The organism is Streptomyces erythrochromogenes (assembly GCF_040684695.1).
GTDB lineage: Bacteria > Actinomycetota > Actinomycetes > Streptomycetales > Streptomycetaceae > Streptomyces > Streptomyces erythrochromogenes_C.
The window spans coordinates 53,011-72,962 of the sequence record NZ_JBFBGM010000011.1; the positions used below are offsets into that span (position 1 = coordinate 53,011).

Sequence of the window (19,952 nt, forward strand, 5' to 3'; positions counted from 1 at the left end):
AGAGCCAGGAGTACGCCGTGCCCTCGCACACCTTCACCGTCAACGGGCGGAGCGTCACCGTGGACGCGCCCGACGACCTGCCCCTGCTGTGGGTGCTCCGCGACATGCTGGGCGTGCGCGGCCCCAAGTACGGCTGCGGGGTGGACGTCTGCAAGGCCTGCACCAGCCACCTCGACGGGGTGGACGTCCGTCCGTGCGTGGTGCCCGTGTCGGCGTGCGCGGGCCGGGAGGTGACGACGATCGAGGGTCTCGCGAACGGGGACGACCTGCACCCCGTGCAGGAGGCCTGGCTCGAACAGGACGTCGCCCAGTGCGGTTTCTGCCAGCCCGGTCAGATCATGGCCGCCGTCGCGCTGCTGAAGCGCACCGGCGAACCCACGGACGAGGACATCGACGCCATCGCCAACATCTGCCGGTGCGGGACCTACTTCCGCATCCGCGAGGCCATCCGCAGCGCGGCCGCCAGGATGTGAGCGGCGGGTCCCGGTGCCTCCCCCGTGTCGCTTCCCATGGGCTCCGGGACCCGTCCGCTCGTGGACAAACCTATGCGGGCGCGGCCCCGTGCGCAGGGTTCGCCCTGCCCAGTGACCGGGCGAGACGGGTATCACAGCGCACAGTGTGCGGTGGGTGGTTGAATGCGCCGGGTGTCACGCTCCGACGACGTACTCAAGGTCCACCGGCTGGCCCACGGCGGGGGGTCGGCCGCGCTGCTGGAGTGGCTCGCCGCCCGACTCGGCGGCTGGGCCGGGGTGGTGCACCCCGATCCCGCCGCGCAGCACGGCGGCGGCGCCGGTGCCGTGCCTGGCCCGGAGCAGGGGGTACGTCCGCCGGAGGACGCGGTGCGCGGCGCCGCCGAGATGAGCGCCCGGGGGGTCAGGTCGGCCGTCCTGCACGGCGCCGGATCCGCCACCCTGCTGTTCGCGCTGGACGCCGGGCGCGCGCTGGCCGCCGTACTGCCGCTGCCGCACCCGCCCGACGCGGCCGTGCTGCTGGCGGACGCGGCCGTGCCCCTGGCCCTCGTCCTGCGCGCCGAGGAGGCCGAGCGGCGGGAGGGGCGGGCAGCGATCGCCGAGGCGCGTGCCCGTGAGGCCGTGCTCCGCCTGCTGATGGGCGGCGGGCTCCCCGTCGCCCACCAGATCGCCGAGGCGCTGCGGCCGCCGCTGCCCGACCCGATCCGGCTGTACGTCGCCGAGTGCCGGACCGGCCGTCGCTCCGAAGTCACGCGCCTGTGCCAGGAGTTGACCGGGGGCCGGGCCTGGATCGTGCCCTGCCCGGTCTACGTGCGCCACCTCATCATCCTGGTCCCCGCCGACGCGGACGCGGTGTCGGCCGACCACGATCCGCTGGCCGGGGCGCTGTCGGCGGTGGCCCCGGACTGCGTGGTCGGGGTCAGCGGGGAGCTGGCCCTGAGCCAGGCCCCGACCGCCTACACGCAGGCCTTCCACGCCCTGGCCGTCGCCCGCGGCCGGGGCGAGCGGCACGCCCGCTTCGGCCCGGGCCCGGAGCTGGAGCTCGCGGCCCACGAGGCCGGGGCCGACTGGGCCGTGGCCCTGCTCGCGCCCCTGCACGCGTACGAGCCCCGGCGCCCCCAGGACCCCGACGGGCAGGAACTGCGCGCCACCGCCCACGGCTGGCTGAACTTCGGCTCGCACGCGACCCGGTTGCTGAGGGTCCACCGCAACACCCTGTCCGCCAGGATCCGGCTGGTCGAGACGCTGCTCGGGCTGGACCTCGGCCGCCTCGGCGACCAGGCGGCGCTCTCGCTGGCGTTGCGGCTGACCCCCGGCGCGGGGCGGCGGGGCGCCGCCGCGGCCCCGGAGGCCGCCCCCGGGCTCGACGAGGTCCTGCGCGATCCGCGGCTGACGGAGTGGGCCCGGGCCCACCTGAGCAGGCTGACCGGCCCGGACGCCCCGGCCGGCGCCCGCGCCACCGTCCGCACCTGGCTGGCGCACGACGCCCGGCTGGTGCCGGCGGCGGCCGCGCTCGGGGTGTCCGTTCCCGGTGCGCGCAAGCGGCTGGCCCGCATCGAGGCCCTGCTGGAGCGCTCGCTGCTGCAGTCCCCGAGCGTCCGGTACGACCTGTGGCTGGCCCACCGGGCCGAAGAGCTCGCCGAGCCCGAGTGACACAAGCCCCAAAAGGGGTGTTCAACGGACAAAATGCACGATCATGCCCCAATGAGGCGTATCAATGCGAAGCGCGTGCTGGTCGGTGAACCCCTCGACACCGCGCGGCTCGGCGAGACCCTGCTCCCCAAACGTCTCGCCCTGCCGATCTTCTGCAGCGACCCTCTCTCCTCGGTGGCCTACGCCACCGAGGAGATCCTGCTGATCCTCGCCCTCGGCGGCGTCGCCCTGCTCCACCTCACCTGGTACGCGGCCGCCGCCATCGTCTTCCTGCTCGTCGTCGTCATCGCCTCCTACCGCCAGACCTGCCACGCCTACCCCGGCGGAGGCGGCGCGTACGTCGTCAGCTCCGAGAACCTCGGCCAGACCGCCGCGCTCACCGCCGCCAGCGCCCTCCTCGTCGACTACGTGATGACCGTCGCGGTCTCCGTCGTCTCCGGGGTCTCCGCCATCACCTCGGCCGTCCCCGCGCTCAACGACCACGAAGTGGTCCTGTCGGTCGCCTTCGTGGCGCTGCTGACCCTGATGAACCTGCGCGGCGTCAGAGAGTCGGGCCGCGTCTTCGCCATCCCCACCTACGGCTTCGTCCTCGTCATCTACCTCATGTTCGCCGTCGCCGCCGTACGCCTCGGCACCGGCCAGACCATCCGCGCCGAATCCGCCGACCTGCCGATCATCGCCGAGGGCACCTTCACCGGGCTGGCCCTCGTCCTCCTCGCCATGCGCGCCTTCGCCTCCGGCTGCACCGCGCTCACGGGCGTCGAGGCGATCAGCAACGGCGTCCCCGCCTTCCGCAAGCCCAAGGCGAAGAACGCGGCCACCACCCTCGCCGCGATGGGATTCCTCTCGGTGACGATGTTCGCGGGCATCACCGCGCTCGCCATGACCTACGAGGTGCACGTGGCGGCCGACCCCACCGAACTGGGCCTGCCCCCGGGGACCGCGACCTCCACCGCGCTCGCCCAGATCGGCCGGGCCACCTTCGGCAGCTGGCACTTCCTCTTCTACCTGCTCCAGGCCGTCACCGCGGGGGTGCTGATCCTCGCCGCGAACACCGCCTTCAACGGCTTCCCGATGCTCGCCTCGATCCTCGCCAGGGACCGCTACGCGCCCCGCCAGCTCTACAACCGCGGCGACCGGCTCGTCTACTCCAACGGCGTCGTGCTCCTCGCCCTCACCGCCGTCGCCCTCATCGTGGCCTTCGACGCCGAGCTGACCCGCCTCATCCAGCTCTACATCATCGGCGTGTTCGTCTCCTTCACCCTCTCCCAGTCGGGCATGGTCCGGCACTGGAGAAAGGCACTCGCCTCACCCGCCACCCCGCGCGAGGAACGGGTCCACATCCACCGCAGGCTCGCCATCAACGCGGTCGGCGCCGCCATGACCGCCCTGGTCCTCGTCATCGTCCTGCTCACCAAGTTCACCCACGGGGCCTGGCTGGTCGTCATCGCCATGCCCCTGCTGTTCCTCGGCATGAAGGGCGTACGCCGCCACTACGACCAGGTCGCCCGGCAGGTCGACGTGCCCCCCGACACCAGACCGCGCAAGCCGGCCCGGCACCACGTCGTCGTCCTGGTCGCCGCCGTGCACGCCCCCACGCTCAAGGCCATCGGCTACGCGCAGGCGCTGCGCCCCGACACCCTGACGGCGGTGACGGTCGCCGCCGACGAGGCGGAGGCCGCCCGGCTGCGCGAGGCGTGGGAGGCGCACGACCCCGGGCTCCCGCTGAAGATCCTGCACTCGCCCTACCGCGAGGTGGTGGGCCCGGTCCTGGCGCACATCGAGGAACTGGCCGCCGAACCGGCCACGGACATGCTGTCCGTGGTGATCCCGGAGTACGTCGTCGGCCACTGGTGGGAGCAGCCCCTGCACAACCAGAACGCCCTGCGGCTCAAGGCACGCCTGCTGTTCACGCCGGGGGTCGCGGTCATCGACGTGCCCTACCTGCTGGAGTCGGCGAAGGCCGCGAAGGCCGCGCGGGCGGCCGAGGCCGCGGGCCGGGAGGGCCCCTGAGCCGGGGGAGGACCGCAGGGGTCGGCCAGGGTCAGTGCCGGGCAGGGCCGGACAGGGTCCGAGCAGGGGCGCCCGCTACCGTGGGCGAAGCACTGCGCCTGCAGTGATCCCACCGACCGGGAGACCGGCCGGCAAGCCCCCACCGACCCAGGGACCGCCCCTTGCGCCAGAACCCGCAGCGCCGCGCCGCGCTGCTCGACGCCGCCATCGAAGTCCTGGCGCGCGAGGGCTCGCGCGGCCTGACGCTGCGCGCGGTCGACGCCGAGGCCGCGGTGCCCACCGGCACCGCCTCCAACTACTTCGCCAACCGCGCCCAGCTGCTCGTACAGATCCTCCACCGCACCCGCGAGCGACTGGTCCCGGACCCCGCGGACCTGGCCGGCCCGTTCGACACGAGGGTGCTGCTCGGCCGGCTGCTGGAGCGGATGCGGCGCGAGCGCAGCGTCCACATCGCGATGCTGGAGCTGCGGCTGGAGGGCCTGCGGCGCCCCGAGCTCCAGGCCGAGCTGGCCGCCTTCCAGGGCGCGGAGCTGGAGGCGAACATCGACTGGCACATGGCGGCCGGCCTGCCCGGCGACCGCCAGGGCGTGGTCCTGGTCTACCTGGCGATGCTCGGCCTCATCGTGGACGACCTGACCGCGCCGGCGATGCTGGAGGCCCACCCGGTGGAGGGGCTCATCGAGACGATGGTCCGGCGTCTCCTCCCCGAGGAGTCCGCGGACTGACTATCGTGCCGGTGGGGGAAGCACCGGCGTCGCGGGAAAGACCGTGGGGAGCGCAGGATGACCGACATCACCGAGACCAGGACCTACGGGATCCAGTGGCTGGCGGACTGGGGCGAATGGTTCGCCGGCCTCACCTTCGCCCGGGGCATAGGGCCCGACGAACTCGCCGCCCGGCTCGGCGCGGTCCCGGGCGTGTGCCCCGGCCCGCTCGACGCACCGGCCGCCTGGAGCATGGTCGCCGAGACCGCGGACGGCGACGGCGTGGCCCGGGTCGGCAGCTGGGGCGGCTGGTCCTTCGCCGTCGAGCACGGCCTTCCGGCCGGCGCCGAACGCCTCGCCGAGGTCTCCCGGGCCGGCGTCGAGGCCGTCCACATCGACCCGCAGCCCGACCACCCGCCCAAGCAGTTCGCGTACGCCCGCGACGGCGAGCTGGTGTGCTGCTTCGGGCTCGGCGAGGAGTGCTGGCGGGGCGGCCACCGGCCGGACTTCCTGCTCCCCGAGCTCGTCGCGGCGGGCGTACTCGGCCCGGACGGCGAGACCTGCGGACCGGACGGCGAGCCGGACGGGGACCGCGAGCGGCGCACGCTCGCCGTCCTGGAACAGCGCTTCGGGCTGGCCCTGCCGCGCCACCTGATCGCGGACACCCCGCTCCCCGCCTACGTCACCTGCACACGCTAGTGCGCCCCCGGGTCCGGTGATCTTATGCTCGGGTTTACGCGCGTCCGCTGGTTTTGGAGCCGGTGAAGGACTTTGATGGGTCTGCCAGGCGTCGTACCGGAGCAGGGGGACCATTCATGGGAACCGACCGCATCCAGAAGGACAGCACGCCCACCCTGATCGGTTCCGTGCAGCGGGCCCTGCGGCTCGTGGAAGCGATGCACGCGGAGGGCGGAGCGACCGCCAAACGGCTCGCGCGGGTCACCGGGATCCCGCTGCCGACCGTCTACCACCTGCTGCGCACGCTCAGCCACGAGGGCTACGTCGAGCGCGAGGGCGGCTCGTTCCGTCTCGCGGACGATCTTCCGCTGGCTTCGTGATCAGATTCCGACGCGTTCCGGCCAAGCTCTTACACCCTGAATGGCATGTTCCAGCGGAAAATGCCAGAACGCCTTTTCGCACTGCGGAACTTGAGTAAGTTCCCTCCTGTCGCGCCGCACAACCGTGCACACCGCACGTCCGGCCGGGAGGGGAGCCCGCGTGCCCGGGATCGACGAATGCCTGCTCGAAGCCATGGCCCTGCCTGGCGCACGGGGGGCCGCGCTGGTCGACTGGAGCAGCGGACTGGCTCTCGGCACCATCGGGGAATCGCCCGTCGGGGACCACGAGACCACCGCCGCCGAGACCGCCGAGCTGGCCCGTGCCGCCGCCGAGTACGAGTCCTTCGCCCGCGCGGAGGCGGGCCCGGCCCTCGGTGACGTGGTGGGGCCCCCCGGCCCGCCCGTCGAGGACCTGATCGTCACGACCCGCAGCGGCTACCACGTCCTGCGGTTCGTCGAGACGAGCTTCGACAGCAGCGTCTTCCTGCACGTCTGGCTCGACCGGGCCGACGGCAACCTCGCCCTCGCCCGGCTCAGACTCAGGGCCCTGGCCGAAGGGCTGGTGCTCCGATGACCACCCCGGCAACGGCCCCGAACGCCTTCGCGGCCGTCTCCCCCCTCCTCACCCGGCTCGCGGCGGAACGGGCCACCGGCGCCCTGCTCCGCGACCGGGGCACCCTCTTCCTGGAGAACGGACGAATAGTCCACGCGGAGAGCCCCGCCACCCCCGGGCTCGACGTCCTCCTCACCACCGGCGGCGGTCTCGCCCCCGAACGGTGGCGCGAGGCCGTGGACCGGGCCGGGGCCCGCCGCCAGGTCGCGCGCTTCCTCGTGGACAGCGGCGGCCTCGCCGGCGGCGAGCTCGAGATCTGCCACCTCGCCGCCATCTTCGACGCCGCCTTCTTCGCCCTGTCCCCGGGCAGCGGCCCCTCCCGGTTCCGCCGCGGGGCCACCCACTGGATCGGCTCCGTCCGCTCCGTTCCGGCGGCCGCCGTAGAACGGGAGACCCGGCGCCGCCGCGAACTGCTCGACGCGGTCTGGCCGTACCCCCTGCTCGACACCGCCCCGGTGGTGCCCCGGGCCGCCGCGCCGGGGCAGACCGTCACCGCCCGGCAGCGGATCCTGCTGGACCACGCCGACGGCTTACGCACCCCGGCCGACCTGGCCTGGGTACTGGGCCGGCCCGCCTTCCACACCCTGCTCGACGTCCGCCGCCTCGCGGCCGCCGGACTGGTCGAGACGCCGCACAGCCCGGCCCCCCCGCCGGTCGAGGTACCCCTGCCCGACTGGATGACCCAGGCCCAATCCCCGGACGTGGCGCTGCTCCGCCGGTTACGCGACGCACTGGAGGCAAGCCTGTGAGGCTCCCGCTGCGACCGGCCCTGCGCGCCGACCGCTCCGAGCGTAGGCAGCCCGAAAGGAGAAAGGCCGACATGAGTACGCTGCCCCCCGAGGCGGAGGCCGAGATACTCGCCGAGCTCCGCAGGCTGCGGGCCCGCGTACCCCAACTCACCGGGGCCCTGGCCGCCAGCACCGACGGCTTCGTCCTCGCCCAGGACAGCGCCGCCGCCGAGGCCGAGGCCGTCGCGGCCCTGACGGCTGCCGCACTCGGCGTGGCCCAGCGGCTCAGCGACAGCACCGGGCAGGGCGCGTTCCGCGAGCTGCTCGTGCGCGGTGCCGACGGATACGTGGCCACCTACGCCGCGGGAGTGGCGGTCGTCCTCACGCTGACGGCCGAACCGCGCGTCAACGTCGGGCGCCTCCACCTGGAGGCCCGGCGCTCCAGCCTGCGGATCGCCGAACTGATCGAACACACTCTCGCGCGCCGGGTCTCGGGCACCGAGCCCGCCTGATCCCTGACCGGACCGGCCGCACGGTGGTCCCGTCGGATTCAGGACAACTACAGACAGTCACTTCTCAATCGCAACCCGATACAGCGAAACGAAAGAGGTACCTCTCATGGTCAACGTGGAGACCGCGCTCAAGGAAGCCACCACCCTCATCGAGGGCGCCATCGGCGCGGCCCTGGTCGACTACGGCAGCGGCATGGCCCTCGGCACCATCGGCGGCGGCAAGGACCTCGACCTCGCGGTCGCGGCGGCCGGCAACACCGACGTGGTGCGCGCGAAGGTCCGCACGATGGAGCTCCTCGGCCTCAAGGACGAGATCGAGGACATCCTGATCACCCTCGGTACTCAGTACCACCTGATCCGGCTGATGAAGGGGCGGGGCTCCGTGGGCTTCTTCCTCTATCTGGCCCTGGACAAGAAGCGGGCCAACCTCGCCATGGCGCGGCATCAGCTGAAGAGGATCGAAGCAGAACTGGAGATCTGAACGGGTCGGAGACCGGGACGGGCCGCGTCCCGCCGCAGCGTCCAAGTGGCGGACGGCTGAATTCTTTGCCGTCCGCCCCGGCGATCAGTTCCCTATGCCCCATATGGGTGGAGTTTATAGCTCTGTTACAGAGTAAGATGCTGTGAGCTGATCATCGAAAAAGCAAAAAACGCTGGAGAAACCGCCACCCATGCCCCCGCGCCTGAGCATCGTCGTCCCCGTCTACAACGTCGAGCTCTACCTCGACGAGTGCCTGGAATCCATCGCCGCTCAGACCTTCGGCGACTTCGAGGCCATCCTCGTGGACGACGGCTCCACGGACACCAGCGCCGTCATAGCCAAGGCCTTCGCAGCGCGTGACAAGCGCTTCCGGGTCGTCATGCAGGAGAACGCCGGCCTCGGCGCAGCCCGCAACGCCGGCGCCCGCCACATCCACCCGGAGAGCGAGTACCTGGCCTTCGTCGACAGTGACGACACGATGCCGGACTACGCCTACCAGCGCCTGATCGAGGCCCTCGACGAGACGGGCTCGGACTTCGCCGGCGGCAACGTCAAGCGCTTCCGCTCGGTCGGCATGAACCAGTCGTGGGGCCACCGGGCCGCCTTCGCCAGGACGCAGCTGCGCACCCACATCTCCAAGTTCCCGGCGCTGGTCACCGACCGCACCGCCTGGAACAAGGTCTACCGGCGCACCTTCTGGGACGAGCACGGCTTCCAGTACCCGGAGGGCATCCTCTACGAGGACGCCCCGGTCAGCATCCCCGCGCACTACTTCGCCTCCAGCGTCGACATCCTCAGCGACTGCGTCTACCACTGGCGCGTCCGCGAGACCGGAGAGCGCTCCATCACCCAGCGCTCCACCGACCCGGTCTCCCTCATCGACCGCGTGAAGTCCGTCCGCCTGGTCCGCGAGTCCCTCAAGGCCAAGCAGGGCGCCAAGTACGAGCGCTACCTGCGCGACTACGACTACAACGTGCTGAGCGAGGAACTCCCGCTCATCTACAAGTACGTCGCCGAGGGCGGCCCCGACTTCCGCGCCGCCTTCGTCAAGGAGGTCGGCGGCCTCGTCCGCGAGATCGGCACCGGCCCCTGGCCCGACCTGACCGTCGCGGACCGCCTCAAGGCGTACCTCGCCGGCGAAGGCCGCGTCGAGGACTTCATCGCGCTCCTGAACCACCAGCGCGACTACCACTACAGCGTCCCGGTCAAGGGCCTCGCCCGCCCGCAGGCCGACTACCCCTTCCTGCAGGGCCGCCCGCCGGTCCCCGCCAAGATCCTCACCCTGGGCACGCGCGAGCGCCGCGTCGTCAGCCGCCTGGAGCAGGCTGCCTGGTCCGACGGCAAGCTGCTGCTGCGCGGCTACGCCCTGCCCGGCCACCTCGGCGCGGAGAGCCGCCTCGGCTCCCGCAAGATGCTGATCTTCCGCGAGGGCGGCAAGCGCCGCCGCTCGGTGGTCAGCGCCCGTACGGTCGCCTCCCCGATGGCCACCGTGAAGTCCCCGCACCTCGCGCTGCGGCACGCCGACTGGGCCGGCTTCACCGCCGTCGTGGACCCCTCGATCTTCCAGTCGGGCGGCAAGTGGAACGAAGGGATATGGACCACCTCGATCGCCGTCACCGGCGCCGGCGGCCTGCACCGCGCCCGGCTCCGCGGCGGTGAGCACGACACCGGCCAGAACCCGCCCCCGTTCTGGGTGGCCCCCGACGTCCGGATCGTCCCGGCCGTCTCCGGCGCCCTGACCATCCAGGTCGAGATCGCCCGCGCCCGCGGGCTGGACGCCCGGCCCGCCGGCGACGACGCCGTCGAGATCATCGGCGAGCTCTCCGCCGGGGTGGACGCCGTCCGCCTGAAGGCCGTCCACGTCACCACCGGTACCGCCCTGGACTTCCCGCTGGAGACGGGCGCCGCCATCGCCGGCCGCACCCCCTTCACCGCCCGGGTCCCGCTGGCCGACCTGGCCGCCGTACCGGACACCGCGTGCGAGCCCGGCGAGTGGACCCCCGAGCCGTGGAGCCTGTCCGTGCTCGGCGCCGACGGCACCGAGCACCGCCTCGCCCACGACGAGCGCGGCGGCTTCGACGGACTCGTCCTGCCCCTGCCCGGCGGGACCGCCGGCCGCGCCCTGTTCGTCAAGCGCGGCAACACCGGCCACCTCACCCTCTCCGTGCAGCCCTCCCCGCCGCTCGTCGACGCGGTCGAGGCCGAGGACGGCACCCTGACCCTGCGGGGCCGGTTCGCCGCGCCCACCGACGAGCCCTACGAGCTCGTCCTGCACAACGCGCACGGCATGGAGTTCAGCTACCCCGTCACCCGTGACGGCGAAGCCTTCGAGACCACCTTCCGGCCCGTGCTCCCCGAGCCGTACGCCGGCCGCACCACCCTCCCCGAGGGCCGCTGGTGGCCCACGCTGCGCCCGGCCGCCGAGGGCGGGACCACCGCCGGCCTGCTCGGCGTCGACCGTGGCGCCCCGGTCCAGATGGCCCCGGGACTGCTCTTCTCCGGCCCGCACCCCCTCACCGTGCAGGGCCGCCGGATGCGCATCGAGACCCGCTTCCACGACCGGATGGCGCTCGTCGCGGACCCGCTGCTGAGCCCGCACGACCGCTCCCGCTACGCCCAGCGCGTCGCCCGCTTCGAGACCTACCCGGCACAGCGCGCCCTGCCGGTCAAGGACATCGTCGTCTACGACACCTTCCAGGGGCACGGCGCCGGCGACGCGCCGCGCGCCATCCACGAGGAACTGCTGCGCCGCGGCGAGAAGCTGGAGCACATCTGGCTGGTCAAGGACGGCCGCGCCGAGGTCCCCGCGACCGCCCGCGCCGTGCAGTACGGCAGCGTGGAGTCCTGGGAGATCATGGCCCGCGCCCGCTACTTCGTGACCAACGACAGCGTGCCGGCCCTGTTCCAGCGCCGCGCCGGCCAGGTCGTCGTCCAGACCTGGCACGGCACGCCGATCAAGCAGATCGGCCACGACTTCGTGCACGACTACTACACGAGCCCGGAGATCCTGGAGGGCCTCGCGCACGACAGCGCCCAGTGGTCCCTGCTCGCCTCGCCGAGCTCGTACGCCACGCCCGTGCTCAAGCGCGCCCTCGGCTACGACGGCGAGGTCATCGAGGCCGGCAGCCCGCGCACCGACGCGCTGGTGCGACCCGACGCGGAGCGCATCGCCGAGGTCAAGCGCCGGCTGGGCCTGCCCGAGGGCAAGAAGGTCGTCCTCCACATGCCCACCTGGCGTGAGAACTGCGAGGGCTGGACGGGCGGTTACAAGCTCGACCAGCGGATCGACCTGGACCAGGCCCGCCGCGAGCTGGGCGAGGACCACGTCCTGCTGATCCGCGGCCACCACCACGTCACCGAGCAGGTCCGCGAGGGCGTCCGCGACGGCTTCGTCATCGACGTCTCCCGCTGGCCCGACGCCGCCGACCTGCTGCTGGTCGCCGACGTGCTGATCTCGGACTACTCCTCCGCGATCTTCGACTTCGCGCTCACCGACCGGCCGATCCTGCTCTTCACGTACGACCTGGAGCACTACCGCGGCACCCTGCGCGGCTTCAACTTCGACCTGGAGGAGAAGGCGCCCGGCCCGCTGCTGGCCGACTCGGCGAGCCTGATCGAGGCCGTGCGCAACGCGGACGCGGTCGGAGCCGAGTACGCGGCGGCGCGGGCGGCGTTCCGCGAGGAGTTCTGCGACCTGGACAAGGGCGACGCCGCCGAGCGCGTCGTCGACCGGATGCTCGCCATGGGCGCGGAGCCCGCGAAGTAGGCCGTACGGTCGAATTCCCGGCCGCATGAGGACCGGCCCCGGGCCCACCGATGAATTTCGGGCCCGGGGCCGGTCTGTATGTGCGGAGCGGTATCCACCGTCCACGCACCGGCCCGGAGGCAGAGATGAGCGGCAACGGATTCACCACGTGTCTGTGGTTCGACGGCGACGCGGAAGCGGCGGCCGACTACTACCTGTCCGTCTTCAAGGACGGCAGGCTCGGCCGGATCGCGCGCTACACCGAGGCGAACCCCGGGTCGGAGGGCTCGGTGATGACCGTCGAGTTCGAGATCAACGGGCAGAGGTTCGTGGGCCTCAACGGAGGTCCGCAGTTCCGCTTCACCGAGGCGATCTCCTTCCAGATCGACTGCGCCGACGACGCCGAGGCGGACTACTACTACGACGCGCTCACCAGGGACGGTGGCCAGGAATCCGCCTGCGGCTGGGTCAAGGACAGGTTCGGGGTGTCCTGGCAGGTCATCCCGCCGGGCGCCGTCGACCTGGTCAGCGACCCGGACCCGCAGCGGGCCGCCCGGGCCATGGCCGCCATGATGACGATGAAGAAGCTGGACGTCGCGGAGATGCGCCGGGCGGCGGACGCGGGCTGACCCGGCAGGACCGGAAGGGGACGGCCCGGATGCGGACCGGGTGAGGCCCGGGCGAGGCCCGGGTGCGGACCGGGTGCGGCCTAGGTGAGGCCGCCCTCGGCGATCCGGGTCAGCAGGGCCGGGAGGGCGGTTCCGATCGGTTCGCGGACGACCTCGTCGGCGAGGGCGTCGTACGGGGTCTCCTCCGCGTTCACGATGATCAGCCGGGCCCCGGCCTCCGCGGCCATCCCCGCCAGCGAGGCGGCCGGCTGCACCTGCAGCGTCGACCCCACGGCGATGAAGACCTGGCACCCCTTGGCCACGGCCATGGCCTGCCCCAGCACCACCGGGTCGAGCCGCTCGCCGAACATCACGGTGGCCGCCTTGAGGATCCCGCCGCACGTCAGGCAGGCGGGATCCGGTTCCCCGGCGGCCACCCGGGCCAGCGCCTCGTCCATCCCCGACCGGGCGTGGCACGCCGTACAGACCACCGAGCGGGCGCTCCCGTGCAGCTCGAACACCTTCCGCGCGGGCATCCCGGCCCTCTGGTGCAGCCCGTCGACGTTCTGGGTGACGACCCGGACCGGGGTGCCGCCGCGCTCCAGCTCGGCCACGGCCACGTGCGCGGCGTTCGGCCGCGCTCCGAGCGCGCCGATCTCGGCCCGCATCAGCCAGGACCGCCGCCGGATCTCCGGATCGGCCATGTAGTACTCGTAGGTCACGAGCTTCTCGGCGTCGGGCTCACGGCGCCACAGGCCCTGTGGCCCCCGATAGTCCGGAATTCCGGAATCCGTGGACATTCCGGCCCCACTGAACACTGCGACGAGCGGTTTCCCCATGCGCCGACCCTACGAAGGACGGCCGCCCGTCCGCGACCCCATTACCGCGCGCCGACCACAGGCGGGAGGCGGGGGCGTTTCTGCGGTGAATCGCGCCCTCCACAGGAGTGAGATCCGCGCCGCGCCCTCCCGATGGACCGGCCGGGCGGGTACAAACCGAACATGATCCTGAAGCCCTACCGCCTCGGTGCCCTGCTGCTGGCCCTGTCGGCGCTGCCGGCCCTGCCGTCCGCCCCCGCCGTCGCCGCCCCCGCCCCCGCGGCCGCCGCCGTGTCCGCGGCAGCCCCGCAGGGGCACACCGCGGATCAGATCGGGCGCTTCCTCGCCCGCTTCTACGGGGAGCACGGCCCGTCCGCCCACGACCGCCGCCACCACGTCTCGCAGGTGCTCCAGGAACGGCAGCAGACGCATACGGAATCGGACGTCCTGCTCTGCGCGCAGAACGCACCGCACGACATCGGCATCGGCCCGGTCACCGTCGCCGAGGCGGCCGGGGTCGGCTGGGCCACGGTCACCACCCACTGGGGCACGGACAAGACCGACACCTTCACCGCGTACGTCCGCCTCGACTCCAGGCCGATCCGCGTCGACGACGTCATCTGCGCGGGCTGACCCGCCCGTTGGGCGGACTGCTGCCTGAGAAGGCGCCGAAAGGGCGGCCGCGTCCGCACCGGGCAGGTGCCCGAGCGGCGTCGGGTCCGCGCTCATATCCTGAGCGGATGTACGAGACCTCCGCCGCTCTGGCGGCCGTCCGCTGGCCGCTCGCCGCGTCCGCGGAGACCGACTGGCTGAAGGAACTGACCGCCGGGGACGGGCTCACCGGCTTCATGCCGCCGGCGCTGCCCGACGCGGCGTGGGTGCTCCATGCCATGTACGAACACGAGCGCGGGCCCTTCGACATGCCGTACGCCGAGTACCTGCGGGCCTTCCTGAACAGGAACGGCACCGGTCCCGAGATCATCCCGGGGCTCGACCCCGCGGACGTGTTCGCCGACCTCTCGGACCCCTTCGCCACGTCCAAGGGCGAGCACCCCGGACCGCGCCATCGCCGTCTGCCATGGGCGGAACTCGCCCGGCGGACCGGCGATCCCCTGGCTGTCGAAGGGCGCTTGCCCGACCACAGGTCCTTCCCTTCGCTCCGCGATTCGGGCGGGTGGCCGGTCGGCATCACGGGCCCCTCCGAGGGCCGCCTGAACCGTGCCGACTGGAACCGGCTGGCCGAGATCCTCATCGAGCACAGCCCCCGAGGGGCCGACACCCCCTGCCTCGCCTACTACACCCCGCTGGGCCAAGGGGCCGAGGACTTCGACGACCTGCACGTCCGGGCCGCACGGCTCGCGGACGCGAAGGTCCTGTACGACCACCCCGATGAAGACTTCTGGAGCCCGTCCAATCTCTGGGCACAGGATCGGTCCTGGGTCCTGTGCACGGACTACGACCTGTGGGCCACCAAGGTCGCCGGCCCGGCCCCGCTCGTCGAAGCCCTCCTCGGCGACGGGGAGATCGAGGCCGTACGACTGCCCTGAGGGAATCCGGTGCGGCCCGGGAGCGGTGTGCGCAGGGCTCGGGGCATTCCGAACGACCTCCGTGCACACCGGCCGTATCTGGTACAACACGGCTATGACGGGATTCGAGATCACCGGGGCGAGCGCCGCCGACATGGAGATGATCCGGGGCTGGGCCGACGAGGAAGGCTGGAATCCGGGGGACTCGGACCGTTTCGCCTTCGCCGTGGCCGACCCCGAGGGCTTCCTCGTCGGCCGGCTCGACGGGGAGCCGGTGGCCTGTATCTCCGCCGTCCGCTACGGAGCCGGCTTCGGCTTCATCGGCTTCTACATCGCCCGCCCCGCCTTCCGCGGCCGGGGCTACGGCATCCGGCTCTGGCGCGCCGGGATGGAGCGCCTCGACGGGCGGCTGGTCGGCCTGGACGGGGTCGTCGACCAGCAGGACAACTACCGCAAGTCCGGCTTCCGTTCGGCCTGGAACAACGTCCGCCTCGAAGGGGTGCCCCAGGCCGGCGGCGACGCCGCGGACGGTGACGGCGGGGTCGAGATCGTGGACGCCGCCACGCTCCCCTTCGGCCTGCTCGCCGCATACGACCGGCGGTTCTTCCCCGCGCCGCGCGACGCCTTCCTGTCCGCCTGGACCGGGCTGCCGGGCCGGACCGCCCTGGCTGCCGTCCGCGACGGCCGGATCGAGGGCCTGGGCGTGATCCGCCCCTGCAGCGCAGCCCACCGGATCGGCCCCCTCTACGCGGCCACCCCCGCGGTGGCGGCCGCCCTGCTGCGCCGGCTCGCGCGGCACGCGCCCGGCTGCCTGGTGGCCGTGGACGTCCCGGACGCGAACCCGGAGGCGACCGCACTGTTCAAGGGGCTCGGGCTGGTCCCGACCTTCGAGGCGGCCCGGATGTACACCGGCCCGGCTCCGGACCTCGCCCTGGCCGAACTGTTCGGCGTCACCAGCCTCGAACTCGGCTGAGCGGGGCCCGGAGGGGCGCGGTGGGCCGGGCGGCGGTCGCACGGCACCGCCCGGCCCGTCTCATGACGCGGGATCAGAAGTCGAAGAGGGCGCCCGCGGTGTTCCGCAGACCGCACGGATTGGCGAAGGTGTAGGTGTAGTTGAGCCGACGGCCCTGCCAGACGCCGTCGGCCGTCACCGTCATCGGGTCCCACTCCCTGGTACAGACGGCGTCGGCGGCCGGTGCCGCGAGCGGGTCCAGCTGCGAGCCGGCCGCACGTAACTCACGGCACGCGGCCTTCGGGTTCGGGTGGGTCCCGGCGGGCCGGGGCGCGCAGACGAGCGTCACCGCCCGCATCACCGTGCCGGTGTCGGCGTCCGGGCCGGCCGTCACGCTGAGCACCAGCGCGGAGGGTGCGTACAGACTCTGCGCACCGGTCGGCGCGGCGCCGGCCGTGCCGGGCCAGGCCAGCGCGGTGAGCGCGGTGAGCGCCATGGCGGCGGAACCGAGTCCGAGACCCCTTGCGATGGACCGCATTTCGAACACTCCCTTGGGTTGGTGTTTCGGATAGCGGACGCAGTCTTGCCGACGCGCGCCACGAACGCCCGTTCCCACCCCCATTTTTCGTCACCGATCGTGTACGGATGACTGCAGACCGCAGCCGTGCCGGAGGGGTGACCTGTGGGGGAGCGGGCCCCCGAATCGGCCGAACACCGACCGGGAGACGTCCTCGAAACATGCGGGGGCCCGCCGTCACGCACCGGAAACGGGGCCCGGACAGACCCCGGGGGTAGGGCCCGCCCCACCCCCGGAACACCCTCCAGACCCGCTGTGCCGGGCCGCCCCGCCCGGTTGGCTCGGAGCATGGAAAACGACGCGATCCGACTCCGGGACGTCAGCAGGGTCCACACGGCCGGCGGCCACCCGGTCACCGCCCTCGACCGGGTGTCCCTCGACTTCCCCCGCGGTACCTTCACCGCCGTCATGGGCCCTTCCGGCTCCGGCAAGTCCACCCTCCTGCACTGCGCGGCCGGACTCGACCGGCCCACCTCCGGCACCGTCACCCTCGGCGGCACCGACCTCGGCCGGCTGAGCGAGACCCGCCTGACCCTGCTGCGCCGCGACCGGATCGGCTTCGTCTTCCAGGCCTTCAACCTCCTGCCCGCCCTGACCGCCGAGCAGAACGTGGCCCTGCCGCTGCGGCTCGCGGGCCGCCGCCCCGCCGCCGCGGAGGTCCGCGAAGTCCTGGCCCGGGTGGGCCTCGCCGACCGGGCCCGGCACCGGCCCGCCCGGATGTCCGGCGGCCAGCAGCAGCGCGTCGCCCTCGCCCGCGCCCTGATCACCCGGCCCGAGGTGCTCTTCGCCGACGAACCCACCGGCGCCCTCGACTCGCGGACCGGCCGCCAGGTGCTCACCCTCCTGCGGGACATGGCCGACACCGAACACCAGACGATCGTCATGGTCACCCACGACCCCGTGGCCGCCTCCTGCGCCGACCGGGTCGTCTTCCTCGCCGACGGCCGCCCCAGCGGCGAACTCGCCGGAGCGAGCGCCCAGGACATCGCCGCGCACATGACGGCACTGGAGGCCGCCCCGTGCTGATCGCCGCCCTGCACACCGCACGCACCCGCTGGGCCGCCTTCGTCGGGAGCTTCGTCGCCCTGGCCCTCGGCGCCGGCCTGATCGCCACCATGGGCCTGGCCCTCGCCGCCACGCTCGACGCGCCCGAGCGCGGGCCGGAACGCCTCGCCCTGGCGCCCGTGGTCGTCAAGAGCGACGACATCCTGCGCGTGCCGACCCCGATCGGCGACCGCACCCCAACCCTGGCCCACCCGGGGCCCCTCACCCCCGCACTCGTGGACCGGCTCGCCGGCCTCGGCCCGACCACCCAGGACCGCTCCTTCCCCGTCCGCGTCCCCGGAGGACCGGAGCAACTGGTCGGCCACCCCTGGTCGGTCGCCGCCTTCGCCCCGTACGCCCTCGACGCCGGCCGCGCCCCGAACGCCGACGACGAGGTGGTCACCACCGGATGGGCCGGCCCCGGCTCCCGGCTGGCCACCGACCGCGGCCCCGTCACCGTGGTGGGCACCGTCACCGCCCGCGGCTTCGAGGACGCCGTGTTCTGGACCGACAGCCGCGCCGCCCGGCTCTCACCCGCCGTCGACCAGCTCGTCGTCGCCGCCGACCCCGCCGCCGTACGGGCCGCCGTGGGCCGGGAAGCCGGCGTACGGGTCCTCGCCGGGCGCGACCGCCGCTACGCCGACCCCGACCCCGAGCGCGACGCCGAGGCGCTCCTCGCCGTCAACGCCCTCCTCGGCACCGCCGGCGGGATCACCGGCTTCGTCTCCGTCTTCGTCGTCGCCTCCGCCTTCGCCTTCGCCGTCGCCCAGCGCCGCAAGGAGTTCGCCCTGCTGCGCACCGTCGGAGCCACCCCCGGCCAGGTCCGGCGCACGGTGTACACCGAGGCGCTCGTCCTCGGAGCGGCGGCGTCCGCCGCGGGCTGCCTGCTCGGCGCGTTCGGGGCACCCCTGCTCGCCCGCCGGCTGGCCGAGGACGGCACCGCACCGCCCTGGTTCGCCATCGGCGACGCGGTCTGGCCCTACCACCTGGCCTTCTGGACCGGCCTGCTCGTCGCCCTCGCGGGGGCCGCCGCCGCGTCGTGGCGGGCCGGACGCGTCCGGCCCGGGGAGGCCCTGCGCGAAGCCGCCGCGGAGACCATGGCCATGACACCGGGCCGCTGGATCCTCGGCGCCGGGCTGCTGCTGGCCGGGCTCGGCACCCTCGCGCACGCCCTGTGCACCGACCCCTCGGACCTGCTCCACCGCAAGACGTACACCAGCCGCCCGATGCTGTTCATCGTCGCCTTCGCACTGCTGGCCCCGGTCCTGGTCCGGCCGCCGGTCCGGCTGGTCGCCGGGCTCGCGGCGCGGCTGCCGGGGGCCGGCGGGATGCTGGTCGGGGAGAACGCCGCCGCGGGCGTCCGCCGCACCGCCGCCGTCGCCGCGCCCGTACTCGTCACCGTGGCCCTCGCCGGCTCCCTGCTCGGCACCACCGCCACCCTGGAGGAGGCCAGGGCCGACGAGATCCGGCAGCGGACCACCGCCGACTTCGTGATCGCGGCCCCCGGACCCGGCGGGTTCGGCCCGGAGGCCGTGGAACGGGTGCGGGCGGTACCCGGCACGGAGGTCGCCGCCACCGCCGCGACCGAGCTCCACGTACTGGAGGAGGGCGTCGCCCTCGTCCGCTCCGAAGCCCGCGCCGCCGATCCGCGCGCCCTCGCCGAGACCGCCGACCTGCCCCTCGTCGCGGGCACCGTCGCCGACCTCGACGACGGCTCCGTCATCGTCACCGAGGAGTGGGAGCGGCACACCGTCGGCTCCACCGTCGACGTCCGGCTCGGCGACGGCACCCCGAGGACGCTGCGGATCGCCGCCGTGATGAGCATCGGAACCGGGAACAACGGCGCCTACGTCACCCCGGTCAACGCGCCCGGAGCGCCGGTCGACCGGATCGACGTACGGCTCGCCCCGGGCACCGACACCGCGACGGCCGCCACCGGGCTGGCCGACGCCGCCCGGCAGGCCGGGGGCCGGCTCCTCACCAAGGAGCAGTGGGTGGCGGACAGTTCCCCGCGGACCGGGCGCACCACGCGGACCGGCTTCCTGCTGGTCCTCGGCATCGCCCTGCTCTACACGGGCATCGCCCTCGCCAACACCCTCGTGACGGCCACCTCCGACCGGACCCGGGAGTTCGCCCTCCTGCGGCTGGCCGGAGCCACCCGGGGGCAGGTGCTGCGGCTGGTGGCGGGGGAGTCGCTCGCGGTCGTCCTCGCCGGCGCCGCCCTCGGCACCCTGGTGGCCGCCCTGAACCTGGCCGGGGTCCAGGGCGCGCTGCGGCTCCTGGGCGCCGGCGGTGCGGTCGTGGTCCCGTGGGACGCCCTCGGCGCGACGACGGCCGCCTGCGCGGCCGTCGCGGTGGTCTCCTCCGTCGCCCCGGCGGCCCTGTGCCTGCGCCGCCGGGCGGTCGACCTGGCCGGCCTGCGGGACTGAGACACGGACCGGGCCCGGTCC

The 19,952-nt window shown here is 73.5% G+C and carries 19 protein-coding genes; 17 read left to right on the top strand and 2 right to left on the bottom strand.

Annotated elements, in window-relative coordinates; genetic code table 11:
• Nucleotides 1-17 precede the first annotated feature (17 nt).
• The 12 genes from AB0O53_RS18180 (at nt 18) to AB0O53_RS18235 (ending at nt 12,606) form a co-directional block, all read left to right on the top strand.
• The gene (locus AB0O53_RS18180; RefSeq protein WP_266504109.1) at nt 18-473 is read left to right on the top strand and encodes a (2Fe-2S)-binding protein; all 456 of its coding nucleotides are present in this window, start codon (nt 18-20) and stop codon (nt 471-473) included.
• A gap of 162 nt (nt 474-635) precedes the next feature.
• On the top strand, nt 636-2,123 hold the full coding sequence (locus AB0O53_RS18185) for a helix-turn-helix domain-containing protein (RefSeq protein WP_365196664.1): 1,488 nt from the start codon (nt 636-638) through the stop codon (nt 2,121-2,123).
• 51 nt (nt 2,124-2,174) lie between these two features.
• Complete coding sequence (locus AB0O53_RS18190) at nt 2,175-4,136, top strand: APC family permease (RefSeq protein ID WP_365196667.1); 1,962 nt, start codon at nt 2,175-2,177, stop codon at nt 4,134-4,136.
• Between the two features lie 161 nt (nt 4,137-4,297).
• Nucleotides 4,298-4,861, top strand: a complete 564-nt coding sequence (locus AB0O53_RS18195) for a TetR/AcrR family transcriptional regulator (protein ID WP_350993635.1) — start codon at nt 4,298-4,300, stop codon at nt 4,859-4,861.
• Nucleotides 4,862-4,918: 57 nt separating this feature from the next.
• Complete coding sequence (locus AB0O53_RS18200) at nt 4,919-5,539, top strand: DUF6461 domain-containing protein (protein WP_365196670.1); 621 nt, start codon at nt 4,919-4,921, stop codon at nt 5,537-5,539.
• A gap of 116 nt (nt 5,540-5,655) precedes the next feature.
• Nucleotides 5,656-5,898: a helix-turn-helix domain-containing protein gene (locus tag AB0O53_RS18205; protein WP_030818314.1), complete on the top strand. Its 243-nt coding sequence runs from the start codon at nt 5,656-5,658 to the stop codon at nt 5,896-5,898.
• Nucleotides 5,899-6,058: 160 nt separating this feature from the next.
• A complete protein-coding gene (locus AB0O53_RS18210) occupies nt 6,059-6,472 on the top strand; it encodes a hypothetical protein (RefSeq protein WP_350993631.1) in 414 nt (137 codons plus the stop codon).
• Nucleotides 6,469-7,260: a transcriptional regulator gene (locus tag AB0O53_RS18215; protein ID WP_350993629.1), complete on the top strand. Its 792-nt coding sequence runs from the start codon at nt 6,469-6,471 to the stop codon at nt 7,258-7,260. Before AB0O53_RS18210 ends, AB0O53_RS18215 begins: the two co-directional genes overlap by 4 nt.
• Before the next feature lie 80 nt (nt 7,261-7,340).
• On the top strand, nt 7,341-7,751 hold the full coding sequence (locus AB0O53_RS18220) for a roadblock/LC7 domain-containing protein (RefSeq protein WP_350993771.1): 411 nt from the start codon (nt 7,341-7,343) through the stop codon (nt 7,749-7,751).
• Nucleotides 7,752-7,857: 106 nt separating this feature from the next.
• On the top strand, nt 7,858-8,232 hold the full coding sequence (locus AB0O53_RS18225; RefSeq protein ID WP_350993627.1) for a hypothetical protein: 375 nt from the start codon (nt 7,858-7,860) through the stop codon (nt 8,230-8,232).
• Nucleotides 8,233-8,422: 190 nt separating this feature from the next.
• Nucleotides 8,423-11,998 (top strand): CDP-glycerol glycerophosphotransferase family protein, encoded by a 3,576-nt coding sequence (locus AB0O53_RS18230; protein WP_350993625.1) that lies wholly within the window; start codon nt 8,423-8,425, stop codon nt 11,996-11,998.
• Nucleotides 11,999-12,123: 125 nt separating this feature from the next.
• On the top strand, nt 12,124-12,606 hold the full coding sequence (locus tag AB0O53_RS18235; protein ID WP_350993623.1) for a VOC family protein: 483 nt from the start codon (nt 12,124-12,126) through the stop codon (nt 12,604-12,606).
• Between the two features lie 80 nt (nt 12,607-12,686).
• Here AB0O53_RS18235 and AB0O53_RS18240 read toward each other — a convergent pair whose 3' ends face one another.
• The gene (locus tag AB0O53_RS18240) at nt 12,687-13,424 is read right to left on the bottom strand and encodes an SIR2 family NAD-dependent protein deacylase (RefSeq protein ID WP_350993621.1); all 738 of its coding nucleotides are present in this window, start codon (nt 13,422-13,424) and stop codon (nt 12,687-12,689) included.
• 162 nt (nt 13,425-13,586) lie between these two features.
• On the opposite strand from AB0O53_RS18240, the gene AB0O53_RS18245 reads away from it, so the two are divergent.
• The 3 genes from AB0O53_RS18245 to AB0O53_RS18255 all read left to right on the top strand — a co-directional run bounded on the left by AB0O53_RS18245 (nt 13,587) and on the right by AB0O53_RS18255 (nt 15,902).
• Nucleotides 13,587-14,036, top strand: a complete 450-nt coding sequence (locus AB0O53_RS18245) for a hypothetical protein (RefSeq protein ID WP_350993619.1) — start codon at nt 13,587-13,589, stop codon at nt 14,034-14,036.
• Nucleotides 14,037-14,143: 107 nt separating this feature from the next.
• Entirely contained in the window at nt 14,144-14,950 is an 807-nt protein-coding gene (locus AB0O53_RS18250; protein ID WP_350993617.1) for a hypothetical protein, read from the top strand.
• A gap of 94 nt (nt 14,951-15,044) precedes the next feature.
• Nucleotides 15,045-15,902: a GNAT family N-acetyltransferase gene (locus AB0O53_RS18255; RefSeq protein ID WP_365196677.1), complete on the top strand. Its 858-nt coding sequence runs from the start codon at nt 15,045-15,047 to the stop codon at nt 15,900-15,902.
• A 73-nt stretch (nt 15,903-15,975) separates the two neighbouring features.
• On the opposite strand, the gene AB0O53_RS18260 is transcribed toward AB0O53_RS18255, so the two are convergent.
• Nucleotides 15,976-16,419 carry an SSI family serine proteinase inhibitor gene (locus tag AB0O53_RS18260; RefSeq protein ID WP_350993613.1) on the bottom strand — a complete coding sequence of 148 codons (444 nt, stop codon included), beginning with the start codon at nt 16,417-16,419 and terminating at the stop codon, nt 15,976-15,978.
• Between the two features lie 327 nt (nt 16,420-16,746).
• On the opposite strand from AB0O53_RS18260, the gene AB0O53_RS18265 reads away from it, so the two are divergent.
• Together AB0O53_RS18265 and AB0O53_RS18270 are read left to right on the top strand one after the other, a co-directional pair.
• Nucleotides 16,747-17,484, top strand: a complete 738-nt coding sequence (locus AB0O53_RS18265; protein ID WP_350993612.1) for an ABC transporter ATP-binding protein — start codon at nt 16,747-16,749, stop codon at nt 17,482-17,484.
• Entirely contained in the window at nt 17,478-19,931 is a 2,454-nt protein-coding gene (locus tag AB0O53_RS18270) for an ABC transporter permease (RefSeq protein ID WP_365196680.1), read from the top strand. The genes AB0O53_RS18265 and AB0O53_RS18270 overlap by 7 nt, the downstream gene beginning before the upstream one ends.
• Nucleotides 19,932-19,952: the final 21 nt, after the last annotated feature.